The sequence below is a fragment of the Alteromonas sp. PRIM-21 genome (genome assembly GCF_027563165.1).
Lineage (GTDB): Bacteria > Pseudomonadota > Gammaproteobacteria > Enterobacterales > Alteromonadaceae > Alteromonas > Alteromonas macleodii_A.
This window is the reverse complement of record NZ_JADOEK010000001.1, coordinates 899725-915118: the sequence shown is the minus strand read 5'-3', so window position 1 is coordinate 915118 and position 15394 is coordinate 899725. Positions and strand designations below refer to the sequence as shown.

Annotated in this window: 13 protein-coding genes; 3 read left to right on the top strand and 10 right to left on the bottom strand. The window is 44.2% G+C overall.

Features of this window, described 5'->3' with window-relative positions; genetic code table 11:
- Window positions 1–148: 148 nt before the first annotated feature.
- A complete protein-coding gene (locus tag IW644_RS03900) occupies window positions 149–1639 on the bottom strand; it encodes a sensor domain-containing diguanylate cyclase (RefSeq protein ID WP_269916478.1) in 1491 nt (496 codons plus the stop codon).
- Window positions 1640–1805: 166 nt separating this feature from the next.
- Between IW644_RS03900 and IW644_RS03895 the strand changes: the two genes are divergently transcribed.
- Together IW644_RS03895 and IW644_RS03890 are read left to right on the top strand one after the other, a co-directional pair.
- Entirely contained in the window at window positions 1806–2381 is a 576-nt protein-coding gene (locus IW644_RS03895; RefSeq protein WP_269916477.1) for an exopolysaccharide biosynthesis protein, read from the top strand.
- 239 nt (window positions 2382–2620) lie between these two features.
- The gene (locus IW644_RS03890; protein ID WP_269916476.1) at window positions 2621–3382 is read left to right on the top strand and encodes a DNA/RNA non-specific endonuclease; all 762 of its coding nucleotides are present in this window, start codon (window positions 2621–2623) and stop codon (window positions 3380–3382) included.
- Window positions 3383–3448: 66 nt separating this feature from the next.
- Here the strand turns inward: IW644_RS03890 and IW644_RS03885 are convergent, their stop codons facing one another.
- From IW644_RS03885 to IW644_RS03850, 8 genes are all read right to left on the bottom strand, one after another.
- The gene (locus tag IW644_RS03885; protein WP_269916475.1) at window positions 3449–4300 is read right to left on the bottom strand and encodes a sterol desaturase family protein; all 852 of its coding nucleotides are present in this window, start codon (window positions 4298–4300) and stop codon (window positions 3449–3451) included.
- Between the two features lie 109 nt (window positions 4301–4409).
- Window positions 4410–5063, bottom strand: coding sequence for a CDP-alcohol phosphatidyltransferase family protein (locus IW644_RS03880; protein WP_269916474.1), 654 nt, complete (start codon window positions 5061–5063; stop codon window positions 4410–4412).
- Complete coding sequence (locus tag IW644_RS03875; protein ID WP_269916473.1) at window positions 5057–5695, bottom strand: ATP-binding cassette domain-containing protein; 639 nt, start codon at window positions 5693–5695, stop codon at window positions 5057–5059. Before IW644_RS03875 ends, IW644_RS03880 begins: the two co-directional genes overlap by 7 nt.
- Window positions 5685–7430, bottom strand: a complete 1746-nt coding sequence (locus tag IW644_RS03870; RefSeq protein WP_269916472.1) for an ABC transporter permease — start codon at window positions 7428–7430, stop codon at window positions 5685–5687. Before IW644_RS03870 ends, IW644_RS03875 begins: the two co-directional genes overlap by 11 nt.
- Entirely contained in the window at window positions 7430–8764 is a 1335-nt protein-coding gene (locus tag IW644_RS03865; protein ID WP_442864415.1) for an ABC transporter substrate-binding protein, read from the bottom strand. Before IW644_RS03865 ends, IW644_RS03870 begins: the two co-directional genes overlap by 1 nt.
- The gene (locus IW644_RS03860) at window positions 8751–9614 is read right to left on the bottom strand and encodes a DUF547 domain-containing protein (protein ID WP_442864424.1); all 864 of its coding nucleotides are present in this window, start codon (window positions 9612–9614) and stop codon (window positions 8751–8753) included. The genes IW644_RS03865 and IW644_RS03860 overlap by 14 nt, the downstream gene beginning before the upstream one ends.
- Window positions 9615–9643: 29 nt before the next feature.
- Complete coding sequence (locus tag IW644_RS03855) at window positions 9644–11797, bottom strand: FAD-dependent oxidoreductase (RefSeq protein ID WP_269916470.1); 2154 nt, start codon at window positions 11795–11797, stop codon at window positions 9644–9646.
- A gap of 15 nt (window positions 11798–11812) precedes the next feature.
- Window positions 11813–14152 carry a TonB-dependent receptor gene (locus IW644_RS03850; protein ID WP_269916469.1) on the bottom strand — a complete coding sequence of 780 codons (2340 nt, stop codon included), beginning with the start codon at window positions 14150–14152 and terminating at the stop codon, window positions 11813–11815.
- 167 nt (window positions 14153–14319) lie between these two features.
- Between IW644_RS03850 and IW644_RS03845 the strand changes: the two genes are divergently transcribed.
- The gene (locus IW644_RS03845; RefSeq protein ID WP_179983246.1) at window positions 14320–14730 is read left to right on the top strand and encodes a hypothetical protein; all 411 of its coding nucleotides are present in this window, start codon (window positions 14320–14322) and stop codon (window positions 14728–14730) included.
- A gap of 85 nt (window positions 14731–14815) precedes the next feature.
- Here the strand turns inward: IW644_RS03845 and IW644_RS03840 are convergent, their stop codons facing one another.
- Complete coding sequence (locus tag IW644_RS03840) at window positions 14816–15280, bottom strand: EVE domain-containing protein (protein WP_269916468.1); 465 nt, start codon at window positions 15278–15280, stop codon at window positions 14816–14818.
- Window positions 15281–15394 lie beyond the last annotated feature (114 nt).

Genomic DNA, 15394 nt, shown 5'->3' with positions numbered 1-15394 from the left:
AAACAATCACACTTTAAAATGTGATTAAAAATAATCACAAACAAAGATGTGACTAATATCTGCAACTATTGAGTAAGAAGATAAGCTTGCTGGAAAGCTAAACTATGGATGCGAGTGCTTCACAATTAAATTAATGCCTCGGGTACGATTAAAACGTTGCGCAATTCCTACCTGAGTTTTTGGCGCGATAAAGCGCAGAATCTACGTCTTCGATAAATGAGGTAGCATTATAGTGTTCTTTTTCTACACTATTGTGTTTTGTTGATTGACGACTATTAAAACAAGCCATACCAATACTGACCGTAAGGATGTCTTTAATGTTTGATTTTTCATGAGCTATCGACAGCTGTGATACATTGCGTAGAATTCTAGCGGCGATACACTCTAAGGCATCACTATCGGTGTTTGGCAGGATAATAGCGAACTCTTCCCCACCGTATCTTGCTACTAAGTCGTCGTTACCCAAACAACTATTAGAAAGCGTTTCAGCCACTCTCTTAAGTACGTTGTCGCCAGCTACGTGCCCGTAGTAGTCGTTATATTGTTTAAAATAATCCACATCAATTAACAATAAACTAATGGGAATATCATTCTGTTTAGAACGTTCCATATCGGATTTTATCGTTGCATCAAATAAGCGCCTATTCGCAAGCCCCGTAAGTCCGTCGATATTAGCTAAGCGCTCTAACTGCTTATTCGCATCAAGCAGCTCTATCTGCATTTTTTGTAACGCTTTTCGGTTATGCAAGTTTTGAAGCGTATTGCCAAGCATTTCACCTATACGACGTAAATATTCAATATCGAACGCTTTCCATGAGTAAGGCGCGCCAATGATATCGCACCCGATAAAGCCATACATTGTGCCGTCGACCATAATGCGCACACAAAGAAGCGAGAAAATTCGTTGCTCTTCAAAACTCGTCTTTTCCAAAGACGCTGATTCTGGGAGCGCTGAAACGTCATCGACCTTAAACAGCCCGTTAGTGATATGGCTCATAAAAAAAGGCATGGTATCAATTGGAATGTTTTGTAGCTTATTTATGTAGGGAATAACTCCCGCAGCCACCCATTCATGGGTATTTGACATCAATACGCCGTCATCGTTAAATTCAAATAAGTAACACCTATCTACATCGCAAAACGCACCAAATGCGGCTAGCGCCTGATCAATAATACTATCTAGCTCATTAACGTTGGCATTGATCAATTTTGAAGAGAAGTTAGTAAGCAGCTGGTTGAACGTAATGTGCTGATTAATTTTAGATTCTTTTTGGCTAAGGTCTAACAGCCCTGTAATATCAGTTTTTATATAAAGAACAATCCAATCATCGGTAGTGGTAGTGACAACATTTCCATCAACGAAACAATTCATGGTTCTAGAACTTGTTTGAAGTCGAAAGTAACCGTTGACCTCCAAGCCAGATTCGATAAGAGAGAAAGGGTCATCTCCTACTGCTATTTCTTCTTTCGAACTCTGGTCAAAGAACGTAAATAAACTCCTTTCTGATGTTTCTAAGTCAATTATTCCAAAACATTTTTCGAAATATTCACTCGCATAAATATCTGGGCTACCAGCACATTTAAACAATATGCTGGATGGCATTTGGCGAAAAATGGATATAACTTCTTTTTTATTCAACGTTTTTCTCGGTAGGGTGCTCTCTTTAAAAGTAGCAGTACTTCAACAACAGTAAAGCTATGGAGCACCTATTAAGGTCAAATTTCTTTCAATTTGATTATTAAACTTATTTAAGAATTATCCGTACCAACTGACGAGTGCTACCCAACAGGATCTAACGTTAATTATGAGCGACTCTATCGTAGAACTTTTAGATGAAATGTATGATGAGGAAAGCGAAAAGACGTCACTAGGTGAAATTGTCGATCGCTTTGAAGACCGAGGATTTGGTCCGCTTCTCTTAGTACCCGCTCTTATTGCTCTACTTCCTACCGGAGCGATACCAGGCGTACCTACCTTATGTGGCTTGACGTTGTTTTTTATTTGTATTCAGGCGGCTTTAGGTAAGAAAAGCCCTTGGCTACCAAAGGCACTTAAACGAAAAGAAGTGAGTTCAAATAAACTAGAAAGCGCCATAGACACAGCTAAGCCCTACGCTAAAAAGTTCGAAAAGCTACTTAAACCCCGTCTCACATTTTTATCAGATACGCCGGTAAAGAACATTATCGCTGGATATTGTGCGCTTGCGGCACTTTGCATGATTCCGTTAGAAGCACTTCCTTTTGCCGTAGCTCTTCCTGCTTTCGCTCTTTGTATTACAGCTTTAGGTATGACTAACCGCGATGGTGTGTTTTTGTCTATTGGCATTTTAATGCAGCTAGGTACTGGGTATTTGGTGATGAAAGCGCTTGGCGTAATTTAATTCGCCCTAACTGTTTTTTGCTATCCTTTGCTCGCTTTTCCAGCTTTTCTCAAAAGCTAACGCTAAACACAAATACTGTCGTTTAAGGAACGAAAGCCGTACTCCTTACACACTTTTTTTACTGCCATTCTTTTTTTTAGTTTGATATTTACGTACTATTCTTCGTTTAAAAGCCTGTACTTTGGTACAGGTATTTTGTGACAAGTCATTACCTACGAAGAAATAGGCTATAAAACTATATGAAGAGAATGTTAGCAGTATCTCTTGCGTTATTTTCGTTTGCTACTTTTGCTGAAAACTGTGTATTTAGCTGCCCTATTGGCTTAGGCGGGCAAACTATCACTCGCTCTATTTACACCTTAAACAACAATCCGCAGACCAAATTTGCCAATTGGGTGGCGTATCACGTAACGCCCGACACCATCGACGGCCCTTCGCGAAGCAGAAACTGGAAGGCAGATCCCGAACTTCAAGATGAAAGCACGCTTGAGCCTAACGATTATAAAGGAGCGTGGCGAGAGATAGGTACAGATAGAGGGCATCAGGTTCCCCTTGCCTCTTTTAGCAACTCACCAGACTGGCGGGAACTCAACTATCTTTCGAACATTACACCCCAAGACTCTGATTTAAACCAAGGGCCATGGGTTAAATTAGAGAATGCTGTACGTAGTCTAGTGAGAACTGGGCAAGATGTGTATGTGGTTTCAGGCCCACTTTACGAAACATTTTTCGCAGCCTTACCCGGTGCCGATGAGCTGCATAGTATCCCTAGCGGTTACTTTAAAGTGGTCGTAAGTGAAGTTAACGGTTTAATTGAAGCGTCCGCGTTTATCATGCAGCAAAACGCCTCTCGTCGTGATGATTACTGCGCAACACAAGTTACCATTGATGAAGTAGAAGCAAGAACCGGGTTAGATATTATGCCAGTTTTACCCGATGAAAGTGAGCAAACCATTGAAGGCAAACTTGGCAGGCTAGCGATGCGACTTGGCTGTGGCTAAGCTCTATGTATAGCTGACAGAACGCGTTATTTTGACACGCTAATAAGCAGCCTTTTCCTTTGCTAACTAGTTGCTTTTAAAAGGCTGCAATAGCAAGGCGCGAATTGAAGCGTTCTCTTTTATCGCAGGTACATCCTGTTGGCCTATGGAAAGTGTTTCATCGCTTTGCTTCGCTCTAGGGGTAAAGCTTTTAAAAAGCCTGTCCCACCAAGATACGCTGAAACCATAGTTAGAATTTGATTCTGTTTTAGCTTGGCTATGGTGTATACGGTGCAAGCGTTGGGTAATAAGCACCCATCCAATTCTGTCATCCCACCTTTGCGGTATTCGAATGTTTGCGTGGTTGAACAGCGCAAACCCGTTAAGTGCCACTTCAAAAATAACAATAGCAATGGCTGGTATGCCTAGTATCGCTACTGCCAAAGCTTTAACGCCTAGACTAATAGCAATTTCAACGGGGTGAAACCTAAGCCCTGTAGTGGTATCGACATGGCTGTCGGCGTGATGCATTTTGTGGAAACGCCATAAAAAAGGCACCGTGTGAAACAATCGATGCTGCCAGTAAATAAGCATATCCAGCAGCAGTACGCTTACTACCACTATACCGACAAATAGAGCGTTGCCGTATTGAGCATTATTCATTTGAGCAGTGGACTGCAAAGTGCCGTCTGTTTTAGCTGTTACCAGGTTAAACAGCCCAACGCCCTCTTGCTGAGCCCATATCGATACGCCAACTAATGTTGCTGGAAGTAAAACTCTAGATACTAGTGCCCCTAACACCACCATGGAAAGGTTACCTACCCAGCGTGTTTTTCTATTTAGCACGGCATTACGCGCTGGAAACAAGGCTTCCAGTAACGCCATAAAGGCAAAGATACCAAGAAATACACTTAGGCGAATAATAGACGCATTATCCACTACAGTTCTCTTTTCGATTCAATTTCATGTTTACTTCTTAACGACTAATTACGCTTTGTGCATAGAAAAGGCGCAGTTTAGACGCCTTCCACTTTTCAGTTGTAACGCCCTAAATCTCATCATTTGTCGAACATTGTCTTTGTTCTAGTTCTACTTTATTTAAGGTGCTGAACCCACCCGCAATTCGAGTGACAACCGTTACCGCGCAAGCAGCAGCAAAAATATAAGCAAGTACCGCGAAATGCTGGGGCCAAATGCAAAAACCAAGGAACACGATGATTGTTTCTGTTCCTTCTGTTAACCCCTGCATGTAATAAAAGCTCTTATTAGCGAACTGTGGCCTGTCGATATGAAATTTTTCAGCTGCAATGGCAAATGCCAAAAAGCTACTGCCCGTACCGATAAACGTGGCAAGTAGCACCATTGCGGGTATGCCCCAGTTATTAGGGTCAGCAATACCAAATGCTAACGGAATAGATGCATAAAACAAAAAGTCTAGGCATATATCAAGAAACCCACCTGCACTGCTGCTACTTTGTTGATAGCGCGCTAACTCACCGTCAATACCGTCAAGTACTCTGTTAAGTATAATGCAGCTAAGTGCCATTCCCCACCAGTTAAGAATAATAAAGGGGACGGCAAGAATACCTAAAACAAAGCCTGCCACGGTAACTTGATTCGGAGCGATGCCTCTTGCATTCAGTGCTGTGATCAAAGGCTTTAATAGCGGTTTAATAAAAGGGGTGATTTTCGCGTCTAGCATGATGATAACTCTATTATTTGACCGCCGGCAGCCAGGGCGTCCTCTTTATCGTGTGTTACAAGTACTGCGGGAATATTTCGCGCTTTAAGCTGCTTAAAAGTCCAGCTTCGAATTTGCTCACGAAGGGCGAAATCTAGCTTACTAAATGGCTCGTCTAACAATACGACGTCAGGTTGCGAAGCTAGTGTTCTTAGTAGAGAAACACGGGATTGCTGCCCGCCTGATAATGAAGTGACTGCGCGCTCCCCTGTGCCTGCCAAGTCGACAGCGCTAAGCATTTCTTCGATAGCCTCCATTTTAGCCTTTCGATTTGCGTGACTGTCTTTAGGCATGGCAAAGGCAATATTTTCCGCAACCGTCATGTGCTCAAACAACAAGGCGTCTTGAAACATAATGCCTACTTTACGTAAATGAGCCGCCTTATCGTTTACTACAACGCCGTTAATTTTGATGATACCGCTAAAACTAAACGGCCCATGAAGTTGGCCGGTAATTGCCTGCAGCAAAGTAGACTTTCCAGCCCCACTTGGCCCCATTACCGTTAAAATCTCTCCGTCTTTCACACATACATTCACTTTGAATAGTGTGTTTTGTGCATGAGAAACCACTAGGTTTTCTAAACTAAGCGCCATGTAATACTGCTCTACTCTTTTTCTCTGATGTACGTAACTTGTTGCTTGGTTTTACTAACGCGGCAGGTAAATACCACGCCATCATAAAGCCAACTAAAGGCATAATCGCTTGGATAATAACGAATACCGCCGTTAAGCGCGTACTGCTTCCCGACACTGAAGCCACGGCTTCTGTAGTGATAGTGGCAATAGTGCCCCCCGAGGCCAATAACGTTGGTAAGTATTGGCTGAAGCTAATAGCGAGCCCCAGCGCCCACGCCACCATAATGGCTGAAAACAAAGATGGTAATTTAATATGGTAGAACACTTGCCAAGGCGTTTTGCCTAGGCTTTGTGCAACCATTGCGTATCGTATATCGAATTTGCGATAGGCTACCGCCATAGACAAAAACACGTAGGGCACGACATAAACCATATGGGCGATGTAGGTATGAAACCAAACAGCGTCTTGCAGCAAGAGCTGCTGGAACCAAACCAGTCCATATAAAAAAGCCACACCAGGGACCAATAGCGGCAAAAATAACGAGATAGAAAACGCCCTGTTAGCATTTATACCTGCAGGTTTGAGCAGCTCACTTTCAAGTGTAAATAGTACTAACCCCAATGCTGAGGTGCTTACCAATATGCCCAGTAATAAACTGTTAGAAAGTGGCGTTGCAAGCGTTTCAAGTGCTGTTCGCCAATGCAATAGTGTGGCACCTTCTGGCAATAAATCAGGGTAGTACCACTGCTTAGCGATTGAGTACACAAGTACCGAATAAACCACCGCGCCAATCAAAGCAATGTATAGCGCTACAGTACTATAAGCGGCGCCTTGCACAAGGCGATCAAAAAAGCGCCGGTTCCCTTTGGCAAGCCTTTTTCTTCCCACATATTTCACTATACGTTCAACACCTAACAACAGAAGTAAAGCCAAACCACTAACGGCAACCTGAAGCACGGCTGCACTGCTTGCCAAAAGGCGCATAGATAAATCGATATGATTAAACCAATGCATAATGGCTACGGCTAAAGTGCTGGGGTTATTCCCTCCTAATATAAGCGGAATTTCCACGTTAGAGGTGGCAAAGACCAAGACTGCTAATATAGGTAATCTGATTTGTGTGAAGACAGTGGGCATTACAAGCTTAAAAAAGGTTGCCACGGGGGAATAGCCAAGCGCCGTGCCCACTTTGATATAGCCAGAAAGTTTACTTTTCACTAATGGCTGCGACATCACGCTTAACGCCATTAAAAGAATGAACGGCAGTTCTTTTAAACTTAATGCCAGTAGTACACTTAGCCCATACGGATCGTAAGGGAAAAAAGCGTCGCTACTACCAGGAATAACCGTATTTGTTCCTAGCGCGGTTATTCGAGCAAATATGCCTGACGGGCTGAATACAAATAGCAAAGCAATGGCTGCAGCGGCGTGAGGAAAAACAAGAAACGGGCTTAATAAACCTTGAATTTTGTTAAGCCAATTCGATTGATAAAACGAAGCTAATAATAAAAACGCACCGGCCATCGCCAGTAATGTAGACCCCACCCCAGTAAAAAGTGAAAGCCACACCATTTGCCAAATATCATCAAGACTAAAAAGCGTTTTAAAAACGTCTAGTGAAAAGCTGTTTGCGCCTATGGCAGGAAAATAGCCTAACGCCGGAAACGCTACGCCAACCAACCCAGCCAAAACAGGGATGCACAGTAAAAGTAATAAGCACCAGCGTGCAACTTGCGTAAATTGAGCGAACATCAATAGCGCGCTCCATAGCGTTCGTACCATGCCTCTCGCAGCGCATCGGTCCAGCTTGAATGAGGCTCGGCCAGCAGTATAGTAGCTTGCGATTTATCTAACGCTGATGGGTGAGTGTTACTTTCAACAAACAGTGCTTGATCTGGCGCTGAAAGGCTTTCAATATCAAGCACCGTGTCGTCGCCCCACACTTCTACCTTCTGTTTTTTAGCTTGTGCCTGTGGAGAGAGCAGGAAGTTGACCACCGTTTTGGCCGCCGCTTTGTTTTTTGAGTTATAAGTAAGGCCCACAAAATGGACATTCGCCAGGCTGCCGTCTTGCATAACATAGGTACGAACATCGTCAGGTAAATCGAAACGAGTTACCGCCGAAGGAATTTCTGAAGCGGTAAAAGAGAAGGCCATTGAAAGCTCACCTGTACCCACCAAACGTTGTAATTGGGAGGCTTGACGTAACAAGTGCTTACCCTGTTGCCACATAGTAGGATGCAGCGCATCAAGATACGTCCACAAACTAGGTAAAACCGCATTGAGCGATTTATCATTCGATGGCTGATAAAAAAGGCTTAACTTATCTTTATTAAGTGCAAGCGCTGCATACTTAATAAAACTAATACCTAAATAATCGCTCGGTACTGGATAGGTAAACCTACCTGGGGATTTCTGGCTAAATCGTAGAAGCTCTTCAATGGTTTTCGGCGCCATAAGCCCTAGCGTATTTAAGTGTAAGCTACGATAGTAAAAAACCATAGAGGCTTTGCCCCAAGGCGCCTCCATTCCTAAAGTAGGCTCACCAAAATCTGTTGTTACAGCGGGGTTTTGATCAGGGTTAGTTAGGCTAAAGTTGTCAAGTTCTCCTACCCACGAAGTACTTAGCAGGTCGTGCTTTTTCATCGCAGCGAAGTTTTCGCCATTTATCCATATAAGGTCAACACTCCCGTTTTTGTGATTTCCCGCCGCCTTTTCAGCAAGCACGCGAGAAACCGCATCACTAGTGTCGGCCAGCTTCACATGTTGAAGTTCTATGTTAAAGCGAGTTTTAACTTGCTCGGCTACCCACTGAAGGTAGCCATTGACCTGGGCGCTACCACCCCAGGCATGAAATCGAACAAGAGGCGTTTTTTCGTTGGCTGCTTCATCGTTGGTTTGGCCCACCGCGGGCTGGCCTACAACAAATACCGAAAAAATGACCATGCAGGTAAAAAAGAGTACCTGCATGGGAGTAAACAAGGGTCTATTTGTACTTAACTGTCCCGCAGCTTGCCACTCTGAATTCATTTGGGAAGCATTTAAGGTACTGCCGTTAGCGTTAATGTTAGCGCTACTGTGCCGCATTAAGCGCCCAGTCATAGTTTAGATATTCGATATCCGCAGTGTCATTTTTTAACGCAGAAACTTGCGTTTCAGTTAATTGCATTGCGTCTTTATACAGCAAAATAAACTCATTAAGCGTCGACGTATCGCGCCACTCGCCATTTTTACCTTCAAAATCCTCACTGTACCAATCAAATATTTTTGATAGATAGAGTGTGTTATCGCTCATATTGTTGCGAGAGGTGTCAGCCAAAAACCGCTTAGTTTGTGCCTCTAACTGCGAATCTAGTTTGTCTGCTGTGTATGCTTCTTCACGAAGCGCTGGGCAACCTACGCTGGCACAATTCACCGCAAAATGAATGCGAGGCTCGTTATAGGTTTTTGTGGTTTGGTTTGTACCGCGGATAAGTTCGTGTTCAATTTCATCTAAAGTGCGAGTTTCACCAAGCAGCGGGGCTATCTCTTTTTTCCAAGGCGAAGAAAAGAAAGTTCCTAAATCTCGGATAGAGTCAATAGCTGGGTACTCAGTTAAAATAAGCTCAATGGTATAGGCGTTGTAAGCATTAATAAGAAAAGCGAGCTGTTTATCTTTACCCCATGAGTCGAATCTGCTTTGCTCAACCTTAGATAAGCGCGCTAAATACTCGTTAAGTGTATTCCGCTCTTTTTTAAAGCCGTCGTAATTTACCTGTGTACTTACGCCGTTAGAAATTGGCGTGACGTACTTACCTAACAAATTATCAAACGTGCTATGTAGGCCCTCTTCAGCATTAGCATAGAAACTTGCGCTTGCAGCAAACAGCGCTAGGCTGCCTGCTGCAATACCACGTGCTACTGCACTATTACGTGATAAACGGGCGATTTTACATATAAAAGTAGTTAGCGTAGTTTTCACCTCTATCACCCTCTGCGCCATGTGTGAAATTTCTCAACGTAGCTTAAAAGTTTTTCAGGAGCATTAGCGCGCTTCCAGTTCCCCGCTGCGTATTTCGCACCTTCTGCCCACGTAGGGTAAGCGTGGATAGTGCCAAGAATTTTGTTAAGACCTAAGTCGTGTTTCATGGCAATAACGAATTCAGACAGCAAATCACCAGCGTGCTCAGAGACAATGGTTACACCCAATATTTTGTCTTTACCCGGCGGCGTAAGCACCTTAATGAAACCTTTACGCGCACTCTCGGCCACCGCACGATCGAGTTCGGCAAATTCGTAGCGCGTTACTTCCACATCAATATCTTGTTCTGCAGCATCTCGCTCACTAAGACCTACCCTCGCCACTTCAGGGTCGATAAAGGTTGTCCAAGGAATAACGCGATAATCCACTTTAAACTTTTTAAATGTGCCGAAAAGTGCGTTAACCGCCGCATACCATGCCTGATGCGAGGCTACGTGGGTAAACTGATAAGGGCCTACCACATCACCTGCTGCAAAGATGTTTGGCATAAGGGTTTGCAAGTATTCATCGGTTTCTATGGTTCTATCGAACTGGATTCCCAAATCTTCAAGACCAAAACCATTAAGGCGCGCTTTTCGACCAACAGCCACAATCACTTCGTCATAGGCGATAGTAGACTCAACACCTTCTTTAGCAACCACTAATACTTTTTCACCGTCTTTCGTCTCAAAGCGTAGTGCGTCATGAGATGTCAAAACATTCACTCCGCTTTCACGAAGTACAGATTCAGAATATTCAGCTACGTCAGCATCTTCCTTACCCATTAAACGTGGCGCACGTTCAACTTGTGTAACCTCACTGCCGAGACGAGAAAATGCCTGCGCCAGTTCACAGCCAATAGGCCCACCACCCAACACAATTAAACGCTTTGGCGATTCTTCAAGGTCTGCAAATTTAGACCATAAGGTGTCAGAAGTGACATAACCGCTTTGTTCAATACCAGGCAGGTCAGGAACAAAAGGCGCTGCCCCCGTGGCTACAACAATGTTCTTTGTTGTTAGCGTTTGGGTACCGCCATCATTCTTTTTAATCTCTACTGTCCAGGGGTCAATGATCTTTGCATAGCCTTTCACTACATCCACCCCTAAACTGGTGTAACGCTCTACACTGTCGTTGGGCGCGATAGCCGCAATAACTTCATGCACGCGGGCCATCACTTTTTTAAACGACATCGCTGGTGTTACCGGCTCTAAACCATAGTTATCGGCTTGGCGCATTTGGTTAGCTACTTTCGCCGTTTTTATAATGGCTTTACTGGGCACGCAGCCATAATTAAGGCAGTCGCCCCCCATTTCTCCTGCTTCTACCAGCGTTACTTTTGCTTTCACCGCTGCAGCAATATAGCTGGTAACCAACCCACCTGCACCGGCGCCGATCACCACTAGATTACGGTCAAATTTCTTTGGTTTGTTGTAGCCTTTGTATACGCGACGGCGATTCACTATTGCCACAATGCCTTTAGCTATCCATGGAAATATACCTAGCAGAACAAATGAAAAGATAAGTCCAGGCGATACGATGCCTGACAGGCTGTCAATTTGCGCCAGTTGCGTACCTGCGTTTACATAAACAGCGGTGCCAGCAAGCATGCCTATTTGGCTTACCCAGTAAAATGTCCAGGTTTTAAGTGACGTCAGCCCCATTAACAGGTTGATTAAAAAGAACGGAAATACCGGTACTAAACGCAGTGTAAACAAGTAAAACGCGCCTTGTTTTTCTACGCCCTCATCTATCTTTTTAAGCTTTTCTTTGAACTTGTTGCGTACGGTATCTCGTAGAATGAAGCGCGCGACTAAAAAAGCTAACGTAGCGCCTACACTTGACGCGAAAGACACAATAACTAAGCCCTGCGCCAGCCCAAACAGTGCACCTGCAGCAAGGGTCAAAATTGCCGCACCAGGTAGCGACAGTGCAGTAACCGCCACATAAATAGCAAAGAACACCCCAATGCTTAATACAGGGTTTTCTTCTATTTGCGCTTGAAACGTATCAAGTGAGTCCTTCATCCCCTGAAGGGTTAGATAGCTATTCAAATCAAAATAGAAAAAGCTAAATATAGCGGCGGCAATAACCCCCAAAAGCGCTATTTTCTTAAACATAAAAATCCTTAGCGCTTAAAACGCGTATTGCATGGTAACTTGAGCGTGACGAGGCACGTTTGGCATAACCAGAGTCGCGCCAAAATATCCGCCTTCAAAAAGCGGCTGCCAATTTTCTTCATCAGTAACGTTAATAACATCTAAGCGTAAACGAAGATCATCGCTAACTTGGTAATCAGCATTTAAGTCTATAGTGTACTGGTCGCGAATATGCACGGTCTGTAAAAAGTCTAACGGGAAAGACTTGGTGTATAGAGCACTCGCACCAAGTTGAACATCTTCAGTTACCTGCCAGCCAGCATTAATGGATGCTATTTGTGGAGGAATACCTTGCACTCGGCTGTTCGATGCAGGGAACGCGGCAAACGACGGCGATCCCACACCCGTGCCCTCAATAATATCTGGACGACTGTTATCAAACGCGTCTATCACCTGAGCCGTGCCTTGAAACGCTGCAGAGTCATCGAAGCGAGCGTCTAAATAACTGTAGGCAGCATTGACCCATACATCGTCGCCTTGATAAAACATTTGCAACTCAAACCCTTTGGTTTTTACGCCGCTGTTGCTGCCATCGCGATTGCGTAAGCTACGGGTTTGCTCAAACACTGCAGCTTCAGCATACCATTTGCTGGTTGGCGCGTATTTTACCCCTGCTTCATACAGAGTATTTTCGGTAGCAAAATTAAGCGGGTTAATTTCATTATTACCGCCCAATACTGTGCCACCCGCCATACTGTTTGATGTAGCATCGTTTTCGGAAAACGCAGCATATAAGTTGATGTCACCGGTGAGTTTGTAAACCGCGCTTAACTGATAACTAGTTAACGTATCGCTATAGGTATCAGACGCGGCCGTTACTCCCTCAGGCGCTAGAGGGTCACGGGCTTCAACATCGTAATAATCTATTCTAACGCCGGCAATGGTTGAAAACGTGTCTGTCCATGTAGAGCGTTGTTGGAGCGCCAACCCAGTTTGCCACGACGTGGAATCAGTGGTGTCTGACAGGTTGAAGTCGCCGCTTCCATCGCCGTCCAAATCATACTGAGCTCCCGGAGATACAAATACACCCGGACGTAACTCGACTAAACGCGCTTTTTGCGCGTCGGTAAGAGGGATCACGCGGTTAGAGATAGGCCCGGTTAAATCAATCGGATTGTCGGCCTCAGTTGTAAACTGGCTATAGCCCAGCACATCGTTATAGCGAAGCGCCAAACCTACGGTAGTAAGTTGGTTATCGTTCCACTGGTAATCTAGCTCGGTGCGATTTTCGAAGGTGTCAGCGCCGTCAATAATTTCGACAAAGCTATTTTGGGCTATCTCTTCGCGCTCTAAATACTGGTAATAGGTGATATTGCGAAGTGCCACGTTATCAGCCATTTTGTATTCTACACTGCTGCGAATAACTGTGGTTTCAGCACCATTGATGTCGTCAGGGTTAGTAAATACGCGATTGCGGGGAATAACCACTTCACCGGTAGGTGAAATAATGGCTCCAGCGCCCGGAACTGAACTGCCATTGGGCTGAGTACCTTGCCCAGTAATATAAATACCATTGTCGATAAGGTCTTGCGTAGGACGGTTTATACCTGCGTTGTCAGGATAGTCTGTGTTGTAATACTCAGCGCTAATATCCCAAGTGAGTGCGTCGCTCGGTGTATAGCGATATGCAACAAATAGATTTGTACTATCGCGCTCAGCAAAGTCATAGAAGCTGCCGTGATCTAGATACTCAGCACTGAAGCGAATGCCGCTTTTACCTTCTTCTATTGCTGTGCCGTAATCTACTTGGGCTGAATACTGATCCCAACGCCCGGCTCGAAGGGTAACTTTACCCTTGCTTTCTGTGGTAGGCGCGACCTTGGTTTGAAGGTTAACAAAGCCCCCATTACGCTGCGTACTACCAAACAGTACGGGAGAAGGCCCTTTCACAACGTCAATTTGTTCAACGCTATTAAAAGACAATGGTAACCCAAAACCATTATTACCAGCCTGACGACGCACGCCGTCTTGAAAAAGTTCGCCTAACTGACCGCGAATACTTGGCAAGCTGGGTGTACCGAAGCCGCTTGAAGCGTAGGCATTAGGGGCTGCCTTTACGATATCGTGTAAATCATTAATGTTAAGCGCTTCTATCGCTTCTGCCGACAATGACGTTACTGCACGAGGGGTTTCTGCTGCACTTAATCCGCTACCAAATAACCCTTTTAGCGTATTGTCGCCTGGGTTTAGCGTGTTTAAGCTCTGTTGACTGCCTGTTACTTCTACTACTTCAATATCTGATGCTTGCTGGGCAGCTAACGACTGACTGATGGCAAGCGCGAGTGTGCTAACGGCTAGGCCGATTATTCTTTTCATTAACGATTCCGTATTTTTATTTATTATTCGACTAGACCGATACGTGTCACAAAAAATTTCAGTACATTTAATTTTCGAAAAAATATTAAAAAACACAAAATTAAATGAAATTTTTATTTTGAACGATCGTTCTAGTATGCTTGCACTATTATACTTTTGGAGCATGTATGCAAAACAACACAGATATTCAAAAGCGACTTGAGTGGTCGTTACTTTCTCTTCGCGTAACTATTTTTATCGTTATGTTCGTTTGGACCCTAGATAAGTTTGTCAACCCTGCCCACGGCATGGCGATTTTCGAAAAATTTTACGGCATAGGCGGCGTACCTGAAATGGCCGTGTACATTATGGGTGCATTGCAGCTTGCATTGGTGCTAGCATTTTTAGCGGGCCTTGCAAAAAAATACACTTACGGCCTTATTTTTATTCTTCACGGCGGCTCTACCCTTTCGTCTTTCCCGCAATATCTAGACGCCTTTAATCACCTGCTGTTTTTTGCCGCATGGCCTATGTGGGGTGCGTGCTTCGCACTTTTCTTATTGCGCGACGCCGACACCAAATTTGCGTTAGGCAAGTAGTCAACATTTGTTGGGGCGACTGCACTAGATAGTGATAGCAGTTGCCCTTGCTACGGCTCACCTCATGGCGCTAATACTGGGCTTTTTAACCTTTGGCAGCATCATACAGTTGCTGCCATTCGCCCTCTTGTACCGGCATTATTGATAACCTTCCGCCTTTTTTAACTAAAGGTAGTTCAGTAATACCTTCCATACCTTTAATGACAGAAAGTGGAAGTACGCTGGAAAACTTCTCGACAAACTTTACATCTACGCGATACCAACGCGGGTTTTCTTGGCTAGATTTAGGATCGTAGTATTTTGACTCAGGGTTAAACTGTGTAGTGTCTGGATAACCTTCTTTCACCACTTCTGCAACGCCTGCAATACCGACTAGTTTGCAGCTGGAGTGGTAAATAAAAACCTTGTCGCCTAGCTTGACACCGTCCCGTAAAAAGTTGCGGGCTTGGTAATTTCTGACGCCATCCCAAGGCTCGGTTTGGTCAGGACGGTTTGCCAAGTCATCGATAGAAAATGCATCAGGTTCTGTTTTAAATAGCCAATACGCCATGTTCTTATTCATTCTCTTAATGTTTGCACACCTACCAAAGCGTATGTAAATAAACATACGCTGTACGTGCGCTATTATCTTTTTAACTAACACCAGTATACAAAGCGCTTTTAT